Below are 14,970 nucleotides of genomic sequence, written 5' to 3'. Positions count from 1 at the left end.
CTGTCTAACGGCAGATCTGACCGCATAAAAAATGGCCTGACAGACATGCTGTTCAGGCCATTTTTGTATGCTTTTTCTCAGGGTTTCAGTTTTCCGCCAGAACCTGACGGCTGGCCCGCACACGCGAGACACGGCGACCTTCCATTTCCACCACCTCAAACAGCCAGCCGGAATACACCACCTTATCCCCCAGAGCGGGCACACGGCGGAGCAGCGCCAGAATCAGGCCGCCCAGCGTGTGATAACTACCTTCATCCGGCAGGGCGCGCAGGCCGAGACGGTCCTTCACTTCATCCGCGGAATCCGTACCATCCATCAGCAGAACATCTTCCTGCGTGGGCGCATGGTGAGCATCCGTCGCCTGAGAGGATTCGTGGCGGCCTTCCCCCACAATGGCGTCAAACAGGTCAGACGCCGTTACAACGCCTTCAAAAGAACCGTATTCATCAAAAACAAAGGCCATCCCCAGAGAAATGCTGCGCATCCGCTCCAGCATATCCAGTGCGGAAATGCTGTCAGGCACCACGACCATCTGCCGCAGGCCTGCCTCGATTGAGACAGGCATGCCGTCCAGCATACGGTCCAGCATGTCCTTGGCCAGAACGACCCCGACGGGGTTATCGACCCCCCCTTCACACACAACCAGCCGTGCATAGGTTGTCTGTTTGAGCGCCTTGATCAGCGCATCGCGCCCGGCGTGGCGGTCAATCCAGTAAAGTTCGTTACGCGGGGTCATGATGGCACGCACCGGACGGTCCGCCAGACGGAGCAGCCGCTCAATCATGGTGCGTTCTTCATGCTCCAGCACCCCGGAGCGCGCACCTTCGGCAATGTAGGCTTTCAGTTCTTCTTCCGTCAGCGTCTGGCTGACGGCATCACCCGCGCCCATCAGCTTCAGCACAATGTTGGAAGACTGACGCAGCACCCACACCACCGGCCGGGTGGCGTTTGTCAGAATTTCCAGCGGCAGAGCCAGACGGGCCGCCATTTTTTCCGGCTCACGCAGCGCAAGCTGTTTGGGCACCAGTTCACCCAGCACCAGCATCAGGGCTGTAATGGCAAGGACCACCAGCACCATGGACACCTGTGCCGCCACGGGCCGGAGAAAATCAATTTTTTCCAGCATGGGGGTCAGGTGCGCTTCAACCTGCACACCGCCGAATGTCCCCTCCAGAATGGAGACGAGCGTCATGCCAACCTGCACCGTGGGCAGAAAGATCTGAGGATCTTCCGCCAGACGCATGGCACGGTCAGCACCCCGCATGCCCTGCTCCCGCAAAATGGCCAGACGCGGCATTCTGACCGAAATCAGCGCCAGTTCTCCCATGGCAAAAACGGCGTTCAGAATAACCAGCAGAAAAATAATAAGAATGGAAACAGTCATGGAATGCGGTGGCCCTGCGTGACGACGGAAACAGCACGATACGGGATGATGGCGCTGGAGACCAGTATGCGCTGGCCATGCCTGCCAGAGCGCATCCTTATGCGGAAAACAGCTTTTTGACCCCACTCTTATGCAGGCAGCGTATGCCAGCCAGAGCAGAAAATCAGGGGAAAAGCACCCTTAACAGCCCGGAATCCCAGACAAAAAAAGAGCGGCCTCTGTGCAGAGACCGCTCCCTTTATGGAGTCGCGAACTGAGAGAAAGGCTCAGTCTGCCGCTGTGGCTTCCACAGGAGCGGCCGCTTTGGCCGGCGCTGCGTCCGCGTTGGCGGCCTCGGTGCGGATCACCTTCACACGCGGCGCCTTGGCGGGCTTGCGTGCGGCAATTTCTTCCATCTGCTCTTCCACCTGCTTGGAGAAGACGTACTGAGCAGGGCGCTGGTTGGCGAGGGAGATTTCCGGCGCCATCGGCTTTTCCGTCTCCGGTCCGAACAGAGCGACTTTTGCAATGTGCCAGGGGCGACGCACCGCATCCATCACAGCCGTGGACTCGTACCCGGAATGCACCATGCAGTCGGCGCATTTTTCATAGTTGCCGGTGCCGTAATCGTCCCACTTGGTGTCTTCCATCAGCTCATTGAAAGACTTGGCGTAGCCTTCACCCAGCAGGTAGCACGGGCGCTGCCAGCCAAAGACGTTCCGCAGCGGCTTGCCCCACGGTGTGCAGTGATACTGCTCATTCCCGGCAAGGAAGTTCAGGAACAGCGGAGACTGCGTAAACCGCCATTTCTTGCCCTTGCCCAGACGGAAGATGTCACGGAAGAGCTGCTTGGTCTTCTGGCGGTTCAGGAAGTGTTCCTGATCCGGCGCACGCTCATAGGCGTAACCCGGAGCCGTCATGATCCCGTCAACGCCCATGGCCATCACTTCATCAAAGAAGGAGGCGACGCGCTTGGGGTCTGCACCATCAAACAGGGTGCAGTTGATGGACAGACGGAACCCACGTGCCTTGGCCTTTTTGATGGCCGCAACAGCGCGTTCATACACGCCGTCCTGACAGACGGAAGAATCGTGCATGGATTTATCGCCATCCAGATGCACGTCCCATGAGAAGAACGGAGAGGGTTCATACTCATCCATCTTCTTCTCAAGCAGAAGGGCATTCGTGCAGAGATAGACGTATTTTTTCCGGGCAATCAGGCCACGGATAATCTCGGGCATTTCCTTGTGCAGCAGAGGTTCCCCCCCGGCCACAGCAATAACGGGAGCGCCTGCTTCCGCGTCCGCATCCAGACATTCCTGCACGGTCATGCGCTGGTTGAGGATGGCTGCGGGATAATCAATCTTGCCACACCCGGCACAGGCCAGATTGCAGCGGAAAAGTGGTTCAAGCATCAGAACCAGCGGATAGCGCTTGCGCCCGGTGATGTGCTGTTTGACGACATAACTGCCGACCCTGACGGCCTGCATTATAGGTACGGCCATAAACCCCCGCTCCGGCGCATCTGAGACGCCTGCATCATAACTGAGTGAGACACTTCATAATCTGTCAGAACGTGACCATGCCGGGCAATCAGCCCCTGCACACCGTGTCACAGCCAGTGCAGACGCTGTGCGCATAATCACGTATGGAACTGTTCGCCTGCATATAGGTTGGCTCGTTTGTCAAGCTCAAGCCTTTTTCAAAACCTGTTGCAAAAAAGACACAATATGGAGTTAGTTTTGATTACAGGCTTGCGTTCAGCCCGGAAACATTAAACCAAAACGCCTTACTATACGCGATGTGTGAAAATATTTCGCGCGACGTTAAGACACACTCAAGGCAACGAAATCCCGCCCCGCCTTAATTCAGGACGGCATTGCGCTTCCTAAAAGCAAGAAGATGGAAACGATCGCATGGACAGTTCTCACGACAAGAATGCACCGCCACGGATTCCCACCCTTGGCCGTTTTCCTGCGCTGGACCGGGTGAGTTACCCGTCTGACATGCGGAACCTTTCGGTCGAGCAGCTCAAACAGGTTGCGGATGAACTGCGGGCCGAAACCATTGACGCCGTGTCCACCACCGGCGGCCATCTGGGCGCCTCTCTGGGCGTTGTGGAACTGACCGTCGCCCTCCACGCGGTGTTCGACACCCCGGCGGACAAGGTGATCTGGGATGTGGGCCATCAGGCCTATCCGCACAAGATCCTCACCGGCCGCCGTGACCGCATCCGCACCCTGCGCCAGCCGGGTGGCCTTTCCGGCTTCACCCGCCGGTCCGAGAGTGAGTATGACCCGTTCGGCGCGGCGCACTCCTCCACCTCCATTTCCGCCGGTCTGGGCATGGCCGTGGCGCACCGCCTCCGCGCGGAGGAAGACCCGTCCTACCACGAACGCAGCGTGATCGCCGTGATCGGCGATGGCTCCATTTCCGCCGGGATGGCGTATGAGGCCATGAACAACGCCGCCGTGGCTGGGCCAGGCGCGGAACGTCTGATCGTCATTCTCAACGATAACGAGATGTCCATCGCCCCGCCTGTGGGTGCGATGTCCAACTATCTCTCCCGCCTGATGTCCTCCCGCAAGTTCATGGGCCTGCGCGAACTGGCCGGGAAAGTCGTCAAGAAGCTCCCCGCCCCGGTGGAACGCACCGCCCGTAAGGCGGATGAATATGCCCGCGGCATGATTACCGGCGGCACGCTGTTTGAAGAGCTGGGCTTTTACTATGTCGGCCCCGTGGACGGGCATGACCTGCCGCAGCTCGTCGCGATCCTGCGCAACCTGCGCGATACGGATAACGGCCCCATCCTGCTGCATGTGATGACCAAGAAGGGCCACGGCTATAACCCGGCGGAAAAAGCCGGGGACAAGTATCACGCCGTCGCCAAGTTCAACGTCGTCACCGGGGAGCAGAAGAAAGGCCCCGCGGGGCCGCCGTCCTATACGTCCGTGTTCGCAAAGGAACTGGTACGCCGGGCCGCAACGGACGACAAAATTACGGCCATTACCGCCGCCATGCCCTCCGGCACGGGGCTGGATGCTTTTGCCAAAAACTACCCCGACCGCTTTTTTGACGTGGGCATTGCCGAACAGCATGCCGTGACGTTTGCCGCAGGCATGGCCACGGAAGGGCTGCGGCCGTTCTGCGCCATTTACTCCTCCTTCCTCCAGCGCGCCTATGATCAGGTGATGCATGACGTGGTGCTACAGAAGCTGCCGGTCCGCTTCGCCATTGACCGCGCCGGTCTGGTGGGCGCCGATGGCGCGACGCATGCGGGCTCCTTTGATATCGCCTATCTGGGCTGCCTGCCCGGTATCAGCATCATGGCCCCGTCTGACGAGGTCGAACTGCTGCACATGACGGCCACCGCCGCCGAGTTTGATGAAGGCCCGATTGCCCTGCGCTACCCGCGTGGCAGTGGTCTGGGGCTGGAGCTTCCGGCGGAAGGTCAGGTTCTGGAAATCGGCAAGGGCCGGATTATCCGTGAGATGGGCCGTCAGGCCGGAGCGGAGAAAGGCGGCATTGCCATCCTCTCGCTTGGCCCGCGTCTGGCGGAAGCCTTGAAGGCAGCAGACATGCTGGCCGCACAGGGGCTGGCCCCGACTGTGGCGGATGCCCGCTTTGCCAAGCCGATTGATACAGCTCTGGTGGAAAATCTGGCGCGCAACCATGCGGTGCTGATCACGCTGGAAGAAGGCTCCATTGGCGGCTTTGGCGCGCAGGTGGGCCAGCGTCTGGCCAAGACCGGCCTGCTGGACCATGTGCGCTTCCGCCCCATGACCCTGCCCGATATCTTCATCGACCATAACACGCAGGAAGCTCAGTACGAGCAGGCCGGACTCACCGCGCCCTTCATCGTCAAAACCGCTCTCAGCGCGCTGGGCATCGGAGACATGCTTTCAATGAACTTGCCAAACTGTGCTACGGGAACAAAATCATGAGCATGAAAACGATCTCTCTTCGCGCAGGGCTTGTGCTCGGTCTGGGCATGACACTGCTTCCCGCCGCGGGCCTTGCCCCGTTTGCTCCCGTTGCACAGGCGCAGTCCGCTGCGGCCACTGCCGAAAGCGCGCCTGTGCAGGCCCTGTATGCAGCCCTTGATAAAGCACAGCATTTGCACAGCAGCTTTGCAGAGCGCAGCCAGATTGTTGGCGCCGGGGTTGATCAGGCGTTTGATCTGGACGCCGTGCTGCATGCCTCCGTTGGCCCGCGCTACCTGACGCTGGCTCCGGCGGACAAGGCAAAGCTGCTGACGGCCTTCCGGGACTTTACCATTGCGCGGTATGTTTCCAGCTTCAAACCGGGGACAGACGCCCGATTCACCATGAAGCCGGGCCTTGAAAACTCTCCGGTTGGTGGTAACAAAATCGTGAACACCTATATCGGCGCCGATGACAGCATGCCCGGCACCCCGCTGGCCTACATCATGCACAGCACGCCGTCAGGCTGGAAAATTGTGGATGTGCTGCTGGGGGATTCCCGCATCAGTCAGGCAGCCGCACAGCGTTCGGACTTCAGCTCCACACTCGCCTCTGGCGGTGTTTCGGGCCTGATCAGTGTCTTGGAACGCAAAGTTAAAACTTTCTCCAACGACTGAGCAGGATAACGAGCGTGATGCGTAACGGACAGACAAACGACCCGGTCATGGGCCACATGGCGGCTGGTTTGTAATGTCCGTTTTTTCCATTCTGGCGCTGGCCAGCAGTGGTCTGGCCGCAGCGGGCTGCCTTCAGTCCGCTGCCGGGGCTGCCCTGCTCACCCGCTTCCGGCGCACGGAAAGCCGCCCCGTCACGCTCACCCCCCTGCCCCCGGTCACCGTGCTCAAACCCCTGTACGGTGATGAACCGTTACTGGAAGAAGCGCTGGAAAGCTTCTGCACGCAGGATTATCCGGGACTTCAGATTCTCTTTGGCGTGCGGGACAGTGATGACCCCGCTATTGCCATTGTGGAGCGCCTTCAGGCCCGCCATCCGCATCTGGACATGCAGCTTGTGGTTAACCCGGCCGTGCACGGCCTGAACCGCAAGATCAGCAATCTGATGAACATCCTGCCGTATGCCCGGCATGATCTGCTCGTCATTTCCGATTCCGATATTCATGTCAGCCCGGATTACATGCGGCACATCGTCAGTGCCCTGCACAAACCCAATACCGGGCTGGTCACCACGCTTTATGCCGGTCTGCCAGCCCATTCCAGCATTGTGCAGATGCTGGCGGCCTGCCAGATCAACCATAATTTTCTGCCCGGCGTTCTGCTCTCCCGCTATCTGGGGCGGCAGGACTGCCTTGGGGCCACCATGGCGCTCCGGCGGGATGTGCTGGAGGCCGTGGGCGGGCTGGAAGCCCTGCTGCCGCATGTGGCGGACGATGCCCTTCTGGGGCAACTGGTCCGCCAGCTGGGCAAAGACATTACAATTGCCGACTGCCTGACCTGGACCACGATTGGTGAAGCCAGCTTTGCCGAGCTGCTCTCTCACGAACTTCGCTGGGGTCGGACGGTGTGCACACTGGCGCCAGCCGGGTATGGCGCGTCCTCCATCCAGCTTCCGCTGTTCTGGGCCACACTGGCCATCCTGTTTCAGCCGCATGCGCTCTGGCCACTGGTGCTGTTTGCTGCCGTATGGGCAATCCGGGTTGTTACGGGGCTGGTGATCAACCGCGCCGTTGGCTCCCGACCCGTCTGGCCGCTTCTGCTTCTGCCGGTGCGGGACTGGCTTTCCGCCGCCATTATGGTGGGCAGCGCAAGCGGGACACGCGTGGACTGGCGGGGCCAGACCATGCATGTGGCACCCCACCCCGTAGGCCCCCCGCCGAGCAGTCAATTATCACCGGAAGGCTGAGACGGGTTGTCTCGCCCCTTCCGCAAGAGTAAATCCCTCCCCATATTCCTCTGATGACTTCAGATCACACGCCCTGTCAGGACACAGAACAATGATGAGAACCCTCTTTCTCCAGCCTCCGTCCTTTGATGGCTTCGACGGTGGAGCTGGTTCACGCTATCAGGCAAAGCGTGAAATCAAATCGTTCTGGTACCCGACATGGCTGGCCCAGCCTGCCGCCATGGTGGAAGGCAGCCGCCTGATTGACGCACCTCCGGCCCGTATGGGGATGGAGCCGATTCTGGAAGATGTGAAGAACCGCGATCTGGTGATCATTCACACCTCCACCCCCTCCTTCGCGAAGGATGTGCAGGTGGCTCAGATGCTCAAAGACGCCAACCCGAAGCTGAAAATCGGCATGGTCGGCGCGAAAGTGGCCGTGCAGCCGGAAGAAAGCCTGCTGAAGGGCGCTCCGGTTGACTTCGTGGCCCGCAACGAATTCGACTTCACCATCAAGGAAATTGCTGAAGGCCGCGACTGGAAAGACGTCGATGGCATTACATGGCGGAATGAGGCGGGTGAGATCATCACCAACCGTGACCGCGCCATGATTGAAGACATGGACAGCCTGCCCTTCGTGACCGAAGTGTACAAGCGCGACCTGAAGATTGAAGATTACTTCATCGGTTACCTGATGCACCCGTATATCTCCATCTATACGGGCCGCGGCTGTAAATCCCGCTGCACCTTCTGCCTGTGGCCGCAGACCGTGGGCGGCCACCGTTACCGCACACGCAGCCCGCAGCACGTGGCGGCGGAAATCCGCCTCGCCAAGCAGTATTTCCCGCAGGTTAAAGAATTCTTCTTTGATGATGACACGTTCACGGATGATCTGCCGCGCGCAGAAGCCATTGCGCGTGAACTGGGCAAGCTGGGTGTCACATGGTCCTGCAACGCAAAAGCCAACGTGCCGCTGGAAACCCTGAAAGTCCTGCGTGAAAACGGCCTGCGTCTGCTGCTGGTTGGGTATGAAAGCGGTAACCAGCAGATCCTGCACAACATCAAAAAAGGCATGCGCGTTGAAGTTGCGCGTGAGTTCACCAAGAACTGCCATGATCTTGGCATCAAGATCCACGGCACCTTTATTCTGGGTCTGCCGGGCGAAACGAAGGAAACCATTCAGGAAACCATCAAATTCGCCAAGGAAATCAACCCGCATACGCTCCAGGTCTCTCTGGCAGCGCCTTACCCCGGCACGGCTCTGCACAAGCAGGCGACCGAAAACGGCTGGCTGGATGAAAGCAATGCGGAACTGATTGACGAAAACGGCGTGCAGATGGCACCGCTGCACTATCCGCACCTGTCCCACACGGAAATCTTCAACAGCGTGGAAGAATTCTACAAGAAATTCTATTTCCGTGCGCCGAAGATCGCGTCCATCGTGAGCGAAATGGTGCGGTCTCCGCAGATGATGAAGCGCCGCCTGCGTGAAGGTGTGGAATTCTTCCACTTCCTGCGCGACCGTAACGCTGCCTGATTTGACACAGTTTGCCCCCGCCCGGCTCTGCCGCGCGGGGGCAGAGTTTTTCTGCCCATGAAGCGCGCCATTATTTCGGCTGATGATTTCGGCCTTTCAGTTGAAGTCAACGAGGCGATTGAAATCGCGCATCGTGATGGCCTGCTTTCTACCGCCAGCCTGATGGTCGCCGGTCCTGCGGCGGAAGACGCCATTGAGCGCGCCAGACGCCTGCCCACACTGGGGGTCGGCCTGCATCTGGTGGTGATTGAGGGGGCCTCTGTTCTGCCGCACCAGCGTCTGCCGCTTGTCACAGGGCAGGATGGCTGGTTTTCCTCCTCACAGCTTGGGCTAGGGGTGGATTATTTCTTCCGCCCGGAAGGCCGGAAGGAACTGGCGGCGGAAATTACCGCCCAGTTTGAGGCGTTTGCCCGCACCGGCCTGCGGCTGGACCACGCCAACGCCCACAAACATATGCACCTGCACCCCACTGTGGGCCGCATGATGATTGATATCGGCCGCCGCTACGGGCTGCGGGCCGTGCGCGTTCCGCTGGAACCGCCAGAGCCACTGTATGCGGCTGGCACCTATACCGATACGCTGGGGGACGCTGCCCTCCGCCGCTGGACCCGCCTTTTGCGGCATCAGGCCCGCTCGGCGGGTATGGCGACCAATGACTGGTGTTTTGGTCTGGCATGGAGCGGGCACATGACACCGGACCGGGTTGCGGCGCTGGCCGCCCATCTGCCCGAAGGTGTTTCGGAAATCTATTTCCATCCCGCCACCCGCAAAAATGCGCTGCTGGAAAAACTGATGCCAACCTATGAGCATGAGGCCGAATTTGAGGCGTTGTGTTCCAGCGGTTTCCGCACCGGGCTGGCGCATGCCCACGCAACGCCTTGCGGCTGGCAGGATATTCAGCCTGCCTGAACCGGCGTTCCTGTTATAGCAACTTGTTATAATATGATATATTTATCACAATTTTAGCAATTTAGCGTCCATTTAAACTCAAGATCTTGTCATACCTTCCAGATCTCGTTGACCGGCCCCTGCGTTTCTGATTGTAATTCTGACTGACCAGTTAAATAACAATAAGAAACGGTCTCCATATCATGTCAGAATGCCTCTTCCCGCATTCGTTCTGCCTGACAGCCACTTTATCTGCGCTCAGGGAAGAACGGATTAAAGGACTGCTTCCTCTGTTTGCCCGCACGCAAGTCGGGCCAGCCGCAGCACGTGCCAGCCGTAAACTACGGTTTAACGCCGTTATGTTTATGTGGCGCCAGACGGACGTGTGGTGACACACGCTCTGTAAGGCGCCCCCGGCTCCTGCCTGAATGGCCTCAGCCATCCGGGCCATATCCCTCATAAAAACAAAAAAGACAGAACGCGGATATGATCTCACCAAGACAACGCTGCCCTGCGGCGCGCCGTGCATCGCTGCGTGCCCATCTCTGTTTTGCCTCAGCCCTGATGGGGGTTCTGGCCCTGAAAACCGGCGTGGCCAGTGTCGCGCACGCGGCACCGATCACGGCGCAGACGCCTGTCGCCCCTGTTTCAGACACGATTATCAGCCCGAACAGCAAGGCACGGGCCAATCCCCCCATGTCCGCCCGCCCTGTGGATGCGGAAGCCATGGGGCCGGAACCCTCCGCCATCCGGCGGCCACCCAACACGCCCATTCCGCCCAGCGGTGTGCCGGAACTTCCCTCATCCGGCTTTGCGACCATGGACTTCACGCCGCTGATGCCATCGGAAGACAAAAAGTCTCCTCATCAGATCGAGCTGGATGCGCTGTTACCCTCAGAAGGCCCCTCCGGCCTGCTCCCGCCCCGGCTTGATGCCCTGCGTGATACGGACCTGAATGACCCGTACTACGTCCCGACGGCGGGGGCCGGGCATCTGCTGAGAGCCATTGACCCCATGCGGGAGTGGCTGCGCAAACGCGGCTTCACCTTCTCCTTCTCTTACAAAGGGGAGGCCATGGGGCTGATGAGCGGCGGTCTGGAAAAAGGCATGAGCTATGTGCATGAACTCACATTGCAGGCTATTTTCGACCTTCAGAAAATGGCGGGGCTGAATGGCTGGTCCGTGCATACACTGGTGATGGAACGCGCCGGGAAGGCCATCCAGAACGGGCGCGTCGGCGAGTATTATGTTGCGTTGCAGGAAGTCTACAGCCTGTCCGGCAACGTGGCCGCGCATCTTGTCGATTTCTATGCCGAGAAGAAAATGATGCAGAACCGGCTGGACCTGATCTTCGGCCGTATGTCCCTCACCCATGTCTTCGCAACGTCTCCGCTGCTCTGCTCCTTCATGGTCACCTGTTCGGCCCCTGTAGGCCTCAAGCAAAACCCGGCCATGAGCGTGTACCCAAAAGCGACATGGGGTGGCCGCCTGCGCTTCCGCCCCACGCGTGATACGGCCGTGCAGGTGGGCGCCTATTCCGTCAGCGCGCTGACGGACAACCCGAGCGGCTGGTCATGGGGTGCGGAAAACACGACCGGGCTGTCTCTGCCCATCGAATTCACATGGCAGCCGTTTTTAACCCGCAACCGCCTGCCCGGACATTACGTGATTGGCTATGCGCATGACACCACGCGCTATGCCGACAAGATCAGCTCCGTCTACCCCAAGAAGCTGGCGGATCGCCTTCCTGGCACCCGCTCCGCCCCGGCGGACATGATGTGGGTGGAGGCAGACCAGATGATGTACCGTCTGGGTGGCCGAAACATGATGGCCGGTGGCTATCTGATGGCGGGTTACGTGCACACCACGCCCCACGTCGCCAATATTTCCGATCAGGCCTATGGCGGGTTTTCCATGGTCGGCATGATCCCCGGCCGGATAACAGACCGCTTTGGCGTTCTGTATTCCTGGTATCACGTCAGCCAGCGGCGGCGGCTCAGTCAGGAACTGGCGCAGGAGGCCGGTCTGCCTCTGGGGTCAAGCATTCATGGGATCCAGAACAACTCGCACATTATCGAAGCCTATTACGGGATTGATGCCTTCCCCGGAATCCTGATCCAGCCGGAATTCCAGTACATGATCCACCCCGGTGAGACACACCGCATCCCCAATGCGGTTATGGCGGGCCTGAAGCTGATCGCTAACCTCTGAGGGCATCCGGAACCTCACGGCAGGATGCAGCAACGCTGTCTGCATCCTGCCGCCAATCCGGCCGGAAATCCCCTTTACGCCGGGAATGGCCCGGCAGGACCCTAGGCATGGCAGCATCGCTCTGCTACTCAGCAGGACGAACGTTCATTTCTGCGATCCTGGCATGACTGATACGCCTCCTTCCTCCCCGCCCGGCACAAGACTGTCTTCCAGAACGGAGACGGCGCGTGCGGAGCGCGCGGCCCGTCAGGCTGCCGCCCTGCGCGCCAACCTGCGCAAACGCAAGCAGCAGGCACGCAGCCGGGAAGACATGGAAGCCGGGGCACCCCTCAGCCAGCCGGACGCTTTTCCTTCACCTTCCGGGCCGGATGAACGTACGGCCCCACAGACCTCATCCGCTCAGCACGAACCGGATAATGGAGAGACGCCGCCATGCCAGTGATGCCCGATACATGGATCCGCCGTATGGCGCAGGATCACGGCATGATTGAACCGTTTGTGGAATCCCAGAAACGCGAAGGCGTGATTTCCTACGGTTTGTCCTCATACGGCTATGACGCCCGCGTTGCGGATGATTTCCGTATTTTTACGGACGTGAATAACGCCATTGTGGACCCGAAGAACTTCAGCCCGGATGGCTTTGTGTCCCGCAAGGCGGATGAATGCATTATTCCGCCCAACAGCTTTGTGCTGGCCCACACCATTGAATATTTCCGCATCCCGCGGGATGTGCTGGTGGTCTGCCTTGGCAAATCCACCTATGCGCGCTGCGGTATTATTGTGAACGTGACCCCGCTGGAGCCAGAGTGGGAAGGTCAGGTAACCATCGAGATCAGCAACACCACCCCGCTGCCTGCCCGCATTTATGCCAATGAGGGCATCTGCCAGTTCCTGTTCTTCAAAGGGGAAACCCCGTGTGAGACCAGCTACGCAGACCGCGCCGGAAAATATATGGGCCAGCGTGGCGTTGCCACGCCGCGGATGTAAGGCACGCACATGGATCGGTTTATTATCCGGGGCGGTCGCCCCCTGTATGGCGATATTACCATTGGCGGCGCAAAGAACGCCGGGCTGAAACTGCTGGTGGCTGGTCTGCTGACCTCCGAACGGCTGGTGCTGACCAACGTGCCGCACATTGCCGATATTGCCACCATGCAGGCGCTGCTGCGGCAGCACGGCATCAGCGTGGAAACGGTGGGCAATGATAAAACAAAGCTGTCCGTTGGGGGTGAAATTACCAGCACGGAAGCGCCGTACGATATCGTTTCCAAAATGCGCGCCTCCATTCTTGTGCTCGGGCCGCTGCTGGCCCGCTGCCGGGAAGCACGGGTCTCCCTGCCCGGCGGCTGCGCCATCGGCACCCGTCCGGTGGACCTGCACCTGAAAGGGCTGGAAACGCTCGGGGCCAAAATCACGCTGGAAAACGGCTACATCAACGCCCGTGCGCCGAACGGCCTGACGGGTGACCGGATTGTGCTGCCGTTTGCCTCAGTCGGGGCGACCGAAAACCTGATGATGGCCGCCACGCTGGCGCATGGCCGCACGGAAATTGTCAATGCGGCGCGTGAGCCGGAAATGGTGGATCTGGCCGACTGCCTGAACGCCATGGGCGCGCGCATTACCGGCGCAGGCACCGGCCATATCATTATTGACGGTGTGGAGGCGCTGCACGGCGCGGAACACCGCATCATGCCGGACCGGATTGAGTGCGGCACCTATGCCTGCGCAGCCGCCATTACGGGCGGGGATCTACGCCTTGTCGGCGGCAATGTGGACCATCTGGGCGCTGTTGTCCGCGCTTTTGAAGAAGCCGGGGTGGAAGTCACGCAGGAAGGGGACGCCATGCGCGTCCGCCGCACCGGTGCACTGCGCGGTATTGATATCATGACGGAACCCTATCCGGGCTTCCCCACCGATATGCAGGCGCAGTTCATGGCGCTGCTTTCCGTCGCGGAAGGTGCCTCCATGATCACGGAAACGATTTTTGAAAACCGGTTCATGCATGTGCCGGAACTCAACCGGATGGGGGCCCGCATTAACGTCCACGGATCTTCCGCCATTATCCGGGGTGTGCATAGCCTGTCTGGCGCCCCTGTGATGGCAACGGACCTGCGTGCCTCCTTCTCACTCATTCTGGCGGGCCTTGCCGCCCACGGTGAGACCATCCTCAGCCGCGTCTATCATCTGGATCGGGGCTATGAGGCCGTGGAACGTAAACTGGCGGCCTGTGGTGCCCAGATTGAGCGCGTAAAAGGTTAAATCCGGCGCGAGGCTATCCTCTGGAGGCTACCCTCCGGGCCAGCCTCGCATCCTGCGGAACAAAGACCCGAATTCCTCCATCCGGACCTCTGCTCTATGTATAAAGCCGCTCCCAGACTCCTGCTTGGTGCCCTGCTGCTTTTAACCGGCTGCTACAATCTCGGGTCACAACGGCTGGATCAGGACCAGAGCGATTATTCCCTGTCTCTCATTGCCGCCGGGAAACGCCAGACTCTGCTGAACATTGTCCGCCTGCGCTATGCGGACACGCCGGGTTTTCTGGACACCACACAGTTAATTTCCGGATATCAGCTCCAGCGCAGCCTCTCCATTGGTGTGGGAACGGACACCCCCATCCGGCCAAGCGGCGGCGCGGGTGTGCAGTTTCAGGAAAGTCCGACCTTTACCTTTCAGCCCGTTACGGGTGATGCCTACGCGCAAAGCTTCCTGCGCCCCATGCCCATTGGCAGCCTGCTGCCTCTGGCCATGGGCGGTTTGCCCATTGATGTGCTGTTCCGTCTGGCTGTGCAGTCCATTAACCTCATTAACAATGCCGGGGCCATTGGCAGCGGCGTCGGGCGGGGGTCACCCGAGTTTTTTGAACTGATTCATGATCTGCGTGTGTTGCAGGTTGCGGGCCTGCTAGAGCGGTTCCACTTTAATCTGGTTCATATCCAGAGGCTGTAAAGAAACTGGCGCATTGACTGGGAGTGAAAGCCGGAAGCAGTGCGCCGACGGTATCCCACAGAGCACCGACAGTCCGTTCAGCTTTGGCGCGCAGCAAGGCCTTGAGTTTTGAGAAGGCCATTTCGATGGGATTGAAGTCCGGGCTGTATGGCGGAAGGAACATCAGTTCCGCCCCTGCCTGCTCAATGGCCTTCTGTGCCGCT

Annotated in this window: 13 protein-coding genes; 10 read left to right on the top strand and 3 right to left on the bottom strand. The window is 59.7% G+C overall.

Features of this window, described 5'->3' with window-relative positions; translation table 11 throughout:
• Nucleotides 1-85 precede the first annotated feature (85 nt).
• On the bottom strand, nucleotides 86-1,384 hold the full coding sequence (locus KP699_RS11275) for a hemolysin family protein (protein ID WP_215762684.1): 1,299 nt from the start codon (nucleotides 1,382-1,384) through the stop codon (nucleotides 86-88).
• Nucleotides 1,385-1,650: 266 nt separating this feature from the next.
• On the bottom strand, nucleotides 1,651-2,868 hold the full coding sequence (gene hpnH / locus KP699_RS11270; RefSeq protein ID WP_077930451.1) for an adenosyl-hopene transferase HpnH: 1,218 nt from the start codon (nucleotides 2,866-2,868) through the stop codon (nucleotides 1,651-1,653).
• A 411-nt stretch (nucleotides 2,869-3,279) separates the two neighbouring features.
• Here hpnH and dxs point away from each other — a divergent pair, with 411 nt between their 5' ends.
• From dxs to KP699_RS11220, 10 genes are all read left to right on the top strand, one after another.
• A complete protein-coding gene (gene dxs, locus KP699_RS11265) occupies nucleotides 3,280-5,307 on the top strand; it encodes a 1-deoxy-D-xylulose-5-phosphate synthase (protein WP_215762683.1) in 2,028 nt (675 codons plus the stop codon).
• 2 nt (nucleotides 5,308-5,309) lie between these two features.
• On the top strand, nucleotides 5,310-5,963 hold the full coding sequence (locus tag KP699_RS11260) for an ABC transporter substrate-binding protein (RefSeq protein ID WP_077930453.1): 654 nt from the start codon (nucleotides 5,310-5,312) through the stop codon (nucleotides 5,961-5,963).
• Nucleotides 5,964-6,036: 73 nt separating this feature from the next.
• Nucleotides 6,037-7,206, top strand: a complete 1,170-nt coding sequence (hpnI, locus tag KP699_RS11255; protein ID WP_086655904.1) for a bacteriohopanetetrol glucosamine biosynthesis glycosyltransferase HpnI — start codon at nucleotides 6,037-6,039, stop codon at nucleotides 7,204-7,206.
• A 91-nt stretch (nucleotides 7,207-7,297) separates the two neighbouring features.
• Entirely contained in the window at nucleotides 7,298-8,722 is a 1,425-nt protein-coding gene (hpnJ, locus tag KP699_RS11250) for a hopanoid biosynthesis associated radical SAM protein HpnJ (RefSeq protein ID WP_025828193.1), read from the top strand.
• A gap of 57 nt (nucleotides 8,723-8,779) precedes the next feature.
• A complete protein-coding gene (gene hpnK / locus KP699_RS11245; protein ID WP_077930455.1) occupies nucleotides 8,780-9,631 on the top strand; it encodes a hopanoid biosynthesis-associated protein HpnK in 852 nt (283 codons plus the stop codon).
• A gap of 465 nt (nucleotides 9,632-10,096) precedes the next feature.
• Nucleotides 10,097-11,821, top strand: coding sequence for a carbohydrate porin (locus tag KP699_RS11240; RefSeq protein ID WP_215762682.1), 1,725 nt, complete (start codon nucleotides 10,097-10,099; stop codon nucleotides 11,819-11,821).
• Nucleotides 11,822-11,984: 163 nt separating this feature from the next.
• The gene (locus tag KP699_RS11235) at nucleotides 11,985-12,263 is read left to right on the top strand and encodes a hypothetical protein (protein WP_244984813.1); all 279 of its coding nucleotides are present in this window, start codon (nucleotides 11,985-11,987) and stop codon (nucleotides 12,261-12,263) included.
• Nucleotides 12,254-12,808 (top strand): dCTP deaminase, encoded by a 555-nt coding sequence (dcd, locus tag KP699_RS11230; protein ID WP_025828186.1) that lies wholly within the window; start codon nucleotides 12,254-12,256, stop codon nucleotides 12,806-12,808. Before KP699_RS11235 ends, dcd begins: the two co-directional genes overlap by 10 nt.
• 9 nt (nucleotides 12,809-12,817) lie before the next feature.
• Nucleotides 12,818-14,080, top strand: coding sequence for a UDP-N-acetylglucosamine 1-carboxyvinyltransferase (gene murA, locus KP699_RS11225; RefSeq protein ID WP_086655908.1), 1,263 nt, complete (start codon nucleotides 12,818-12,820; stop codon nucleotides 14,078-14,080).
• Between the two features lie 96 nt (nucleotides 14,081-14,176).
• The gene (locus KP699_RS11220) at nucleotides 14,177-14,767 is read left to right on the top strand and encodes a hypothetical protein (protein WP_252346990.1); all 591 of its coding nucleotides are present in this window, start codon (nucleotides 14,177-14,179) and stop codon (nucleotides 14,765-14,767) included.
• On the opposite strand, the gene KP699_RS11215 is transcribed toward KP699_RS11220, so the two are convergent.
• On the bottom strand, nucleotides 14,739-14,970 hold a 232-nt coding region (locus KP699_RS11215; RefSeq protein ID WP_215762681.1), incomplete at its 5' end, for a transposase. The genes KP699_RS11220 and KP699_RS11215 overlap by 29 nt on opposite strands.

The sequence above is a fragment of the Acetobacter sp. P1H12_c genome (assembly GCF_018811975.1).
GTDB lineage: Bacteria > Pseudomonadota > Alphaproteobacteria > Acetobacterales > Acetobacteraceae > Acetobacter > Acetobacter persici.
This window is presented reverse-complemented; position numbering and strand designations above follow the sequence as displayed.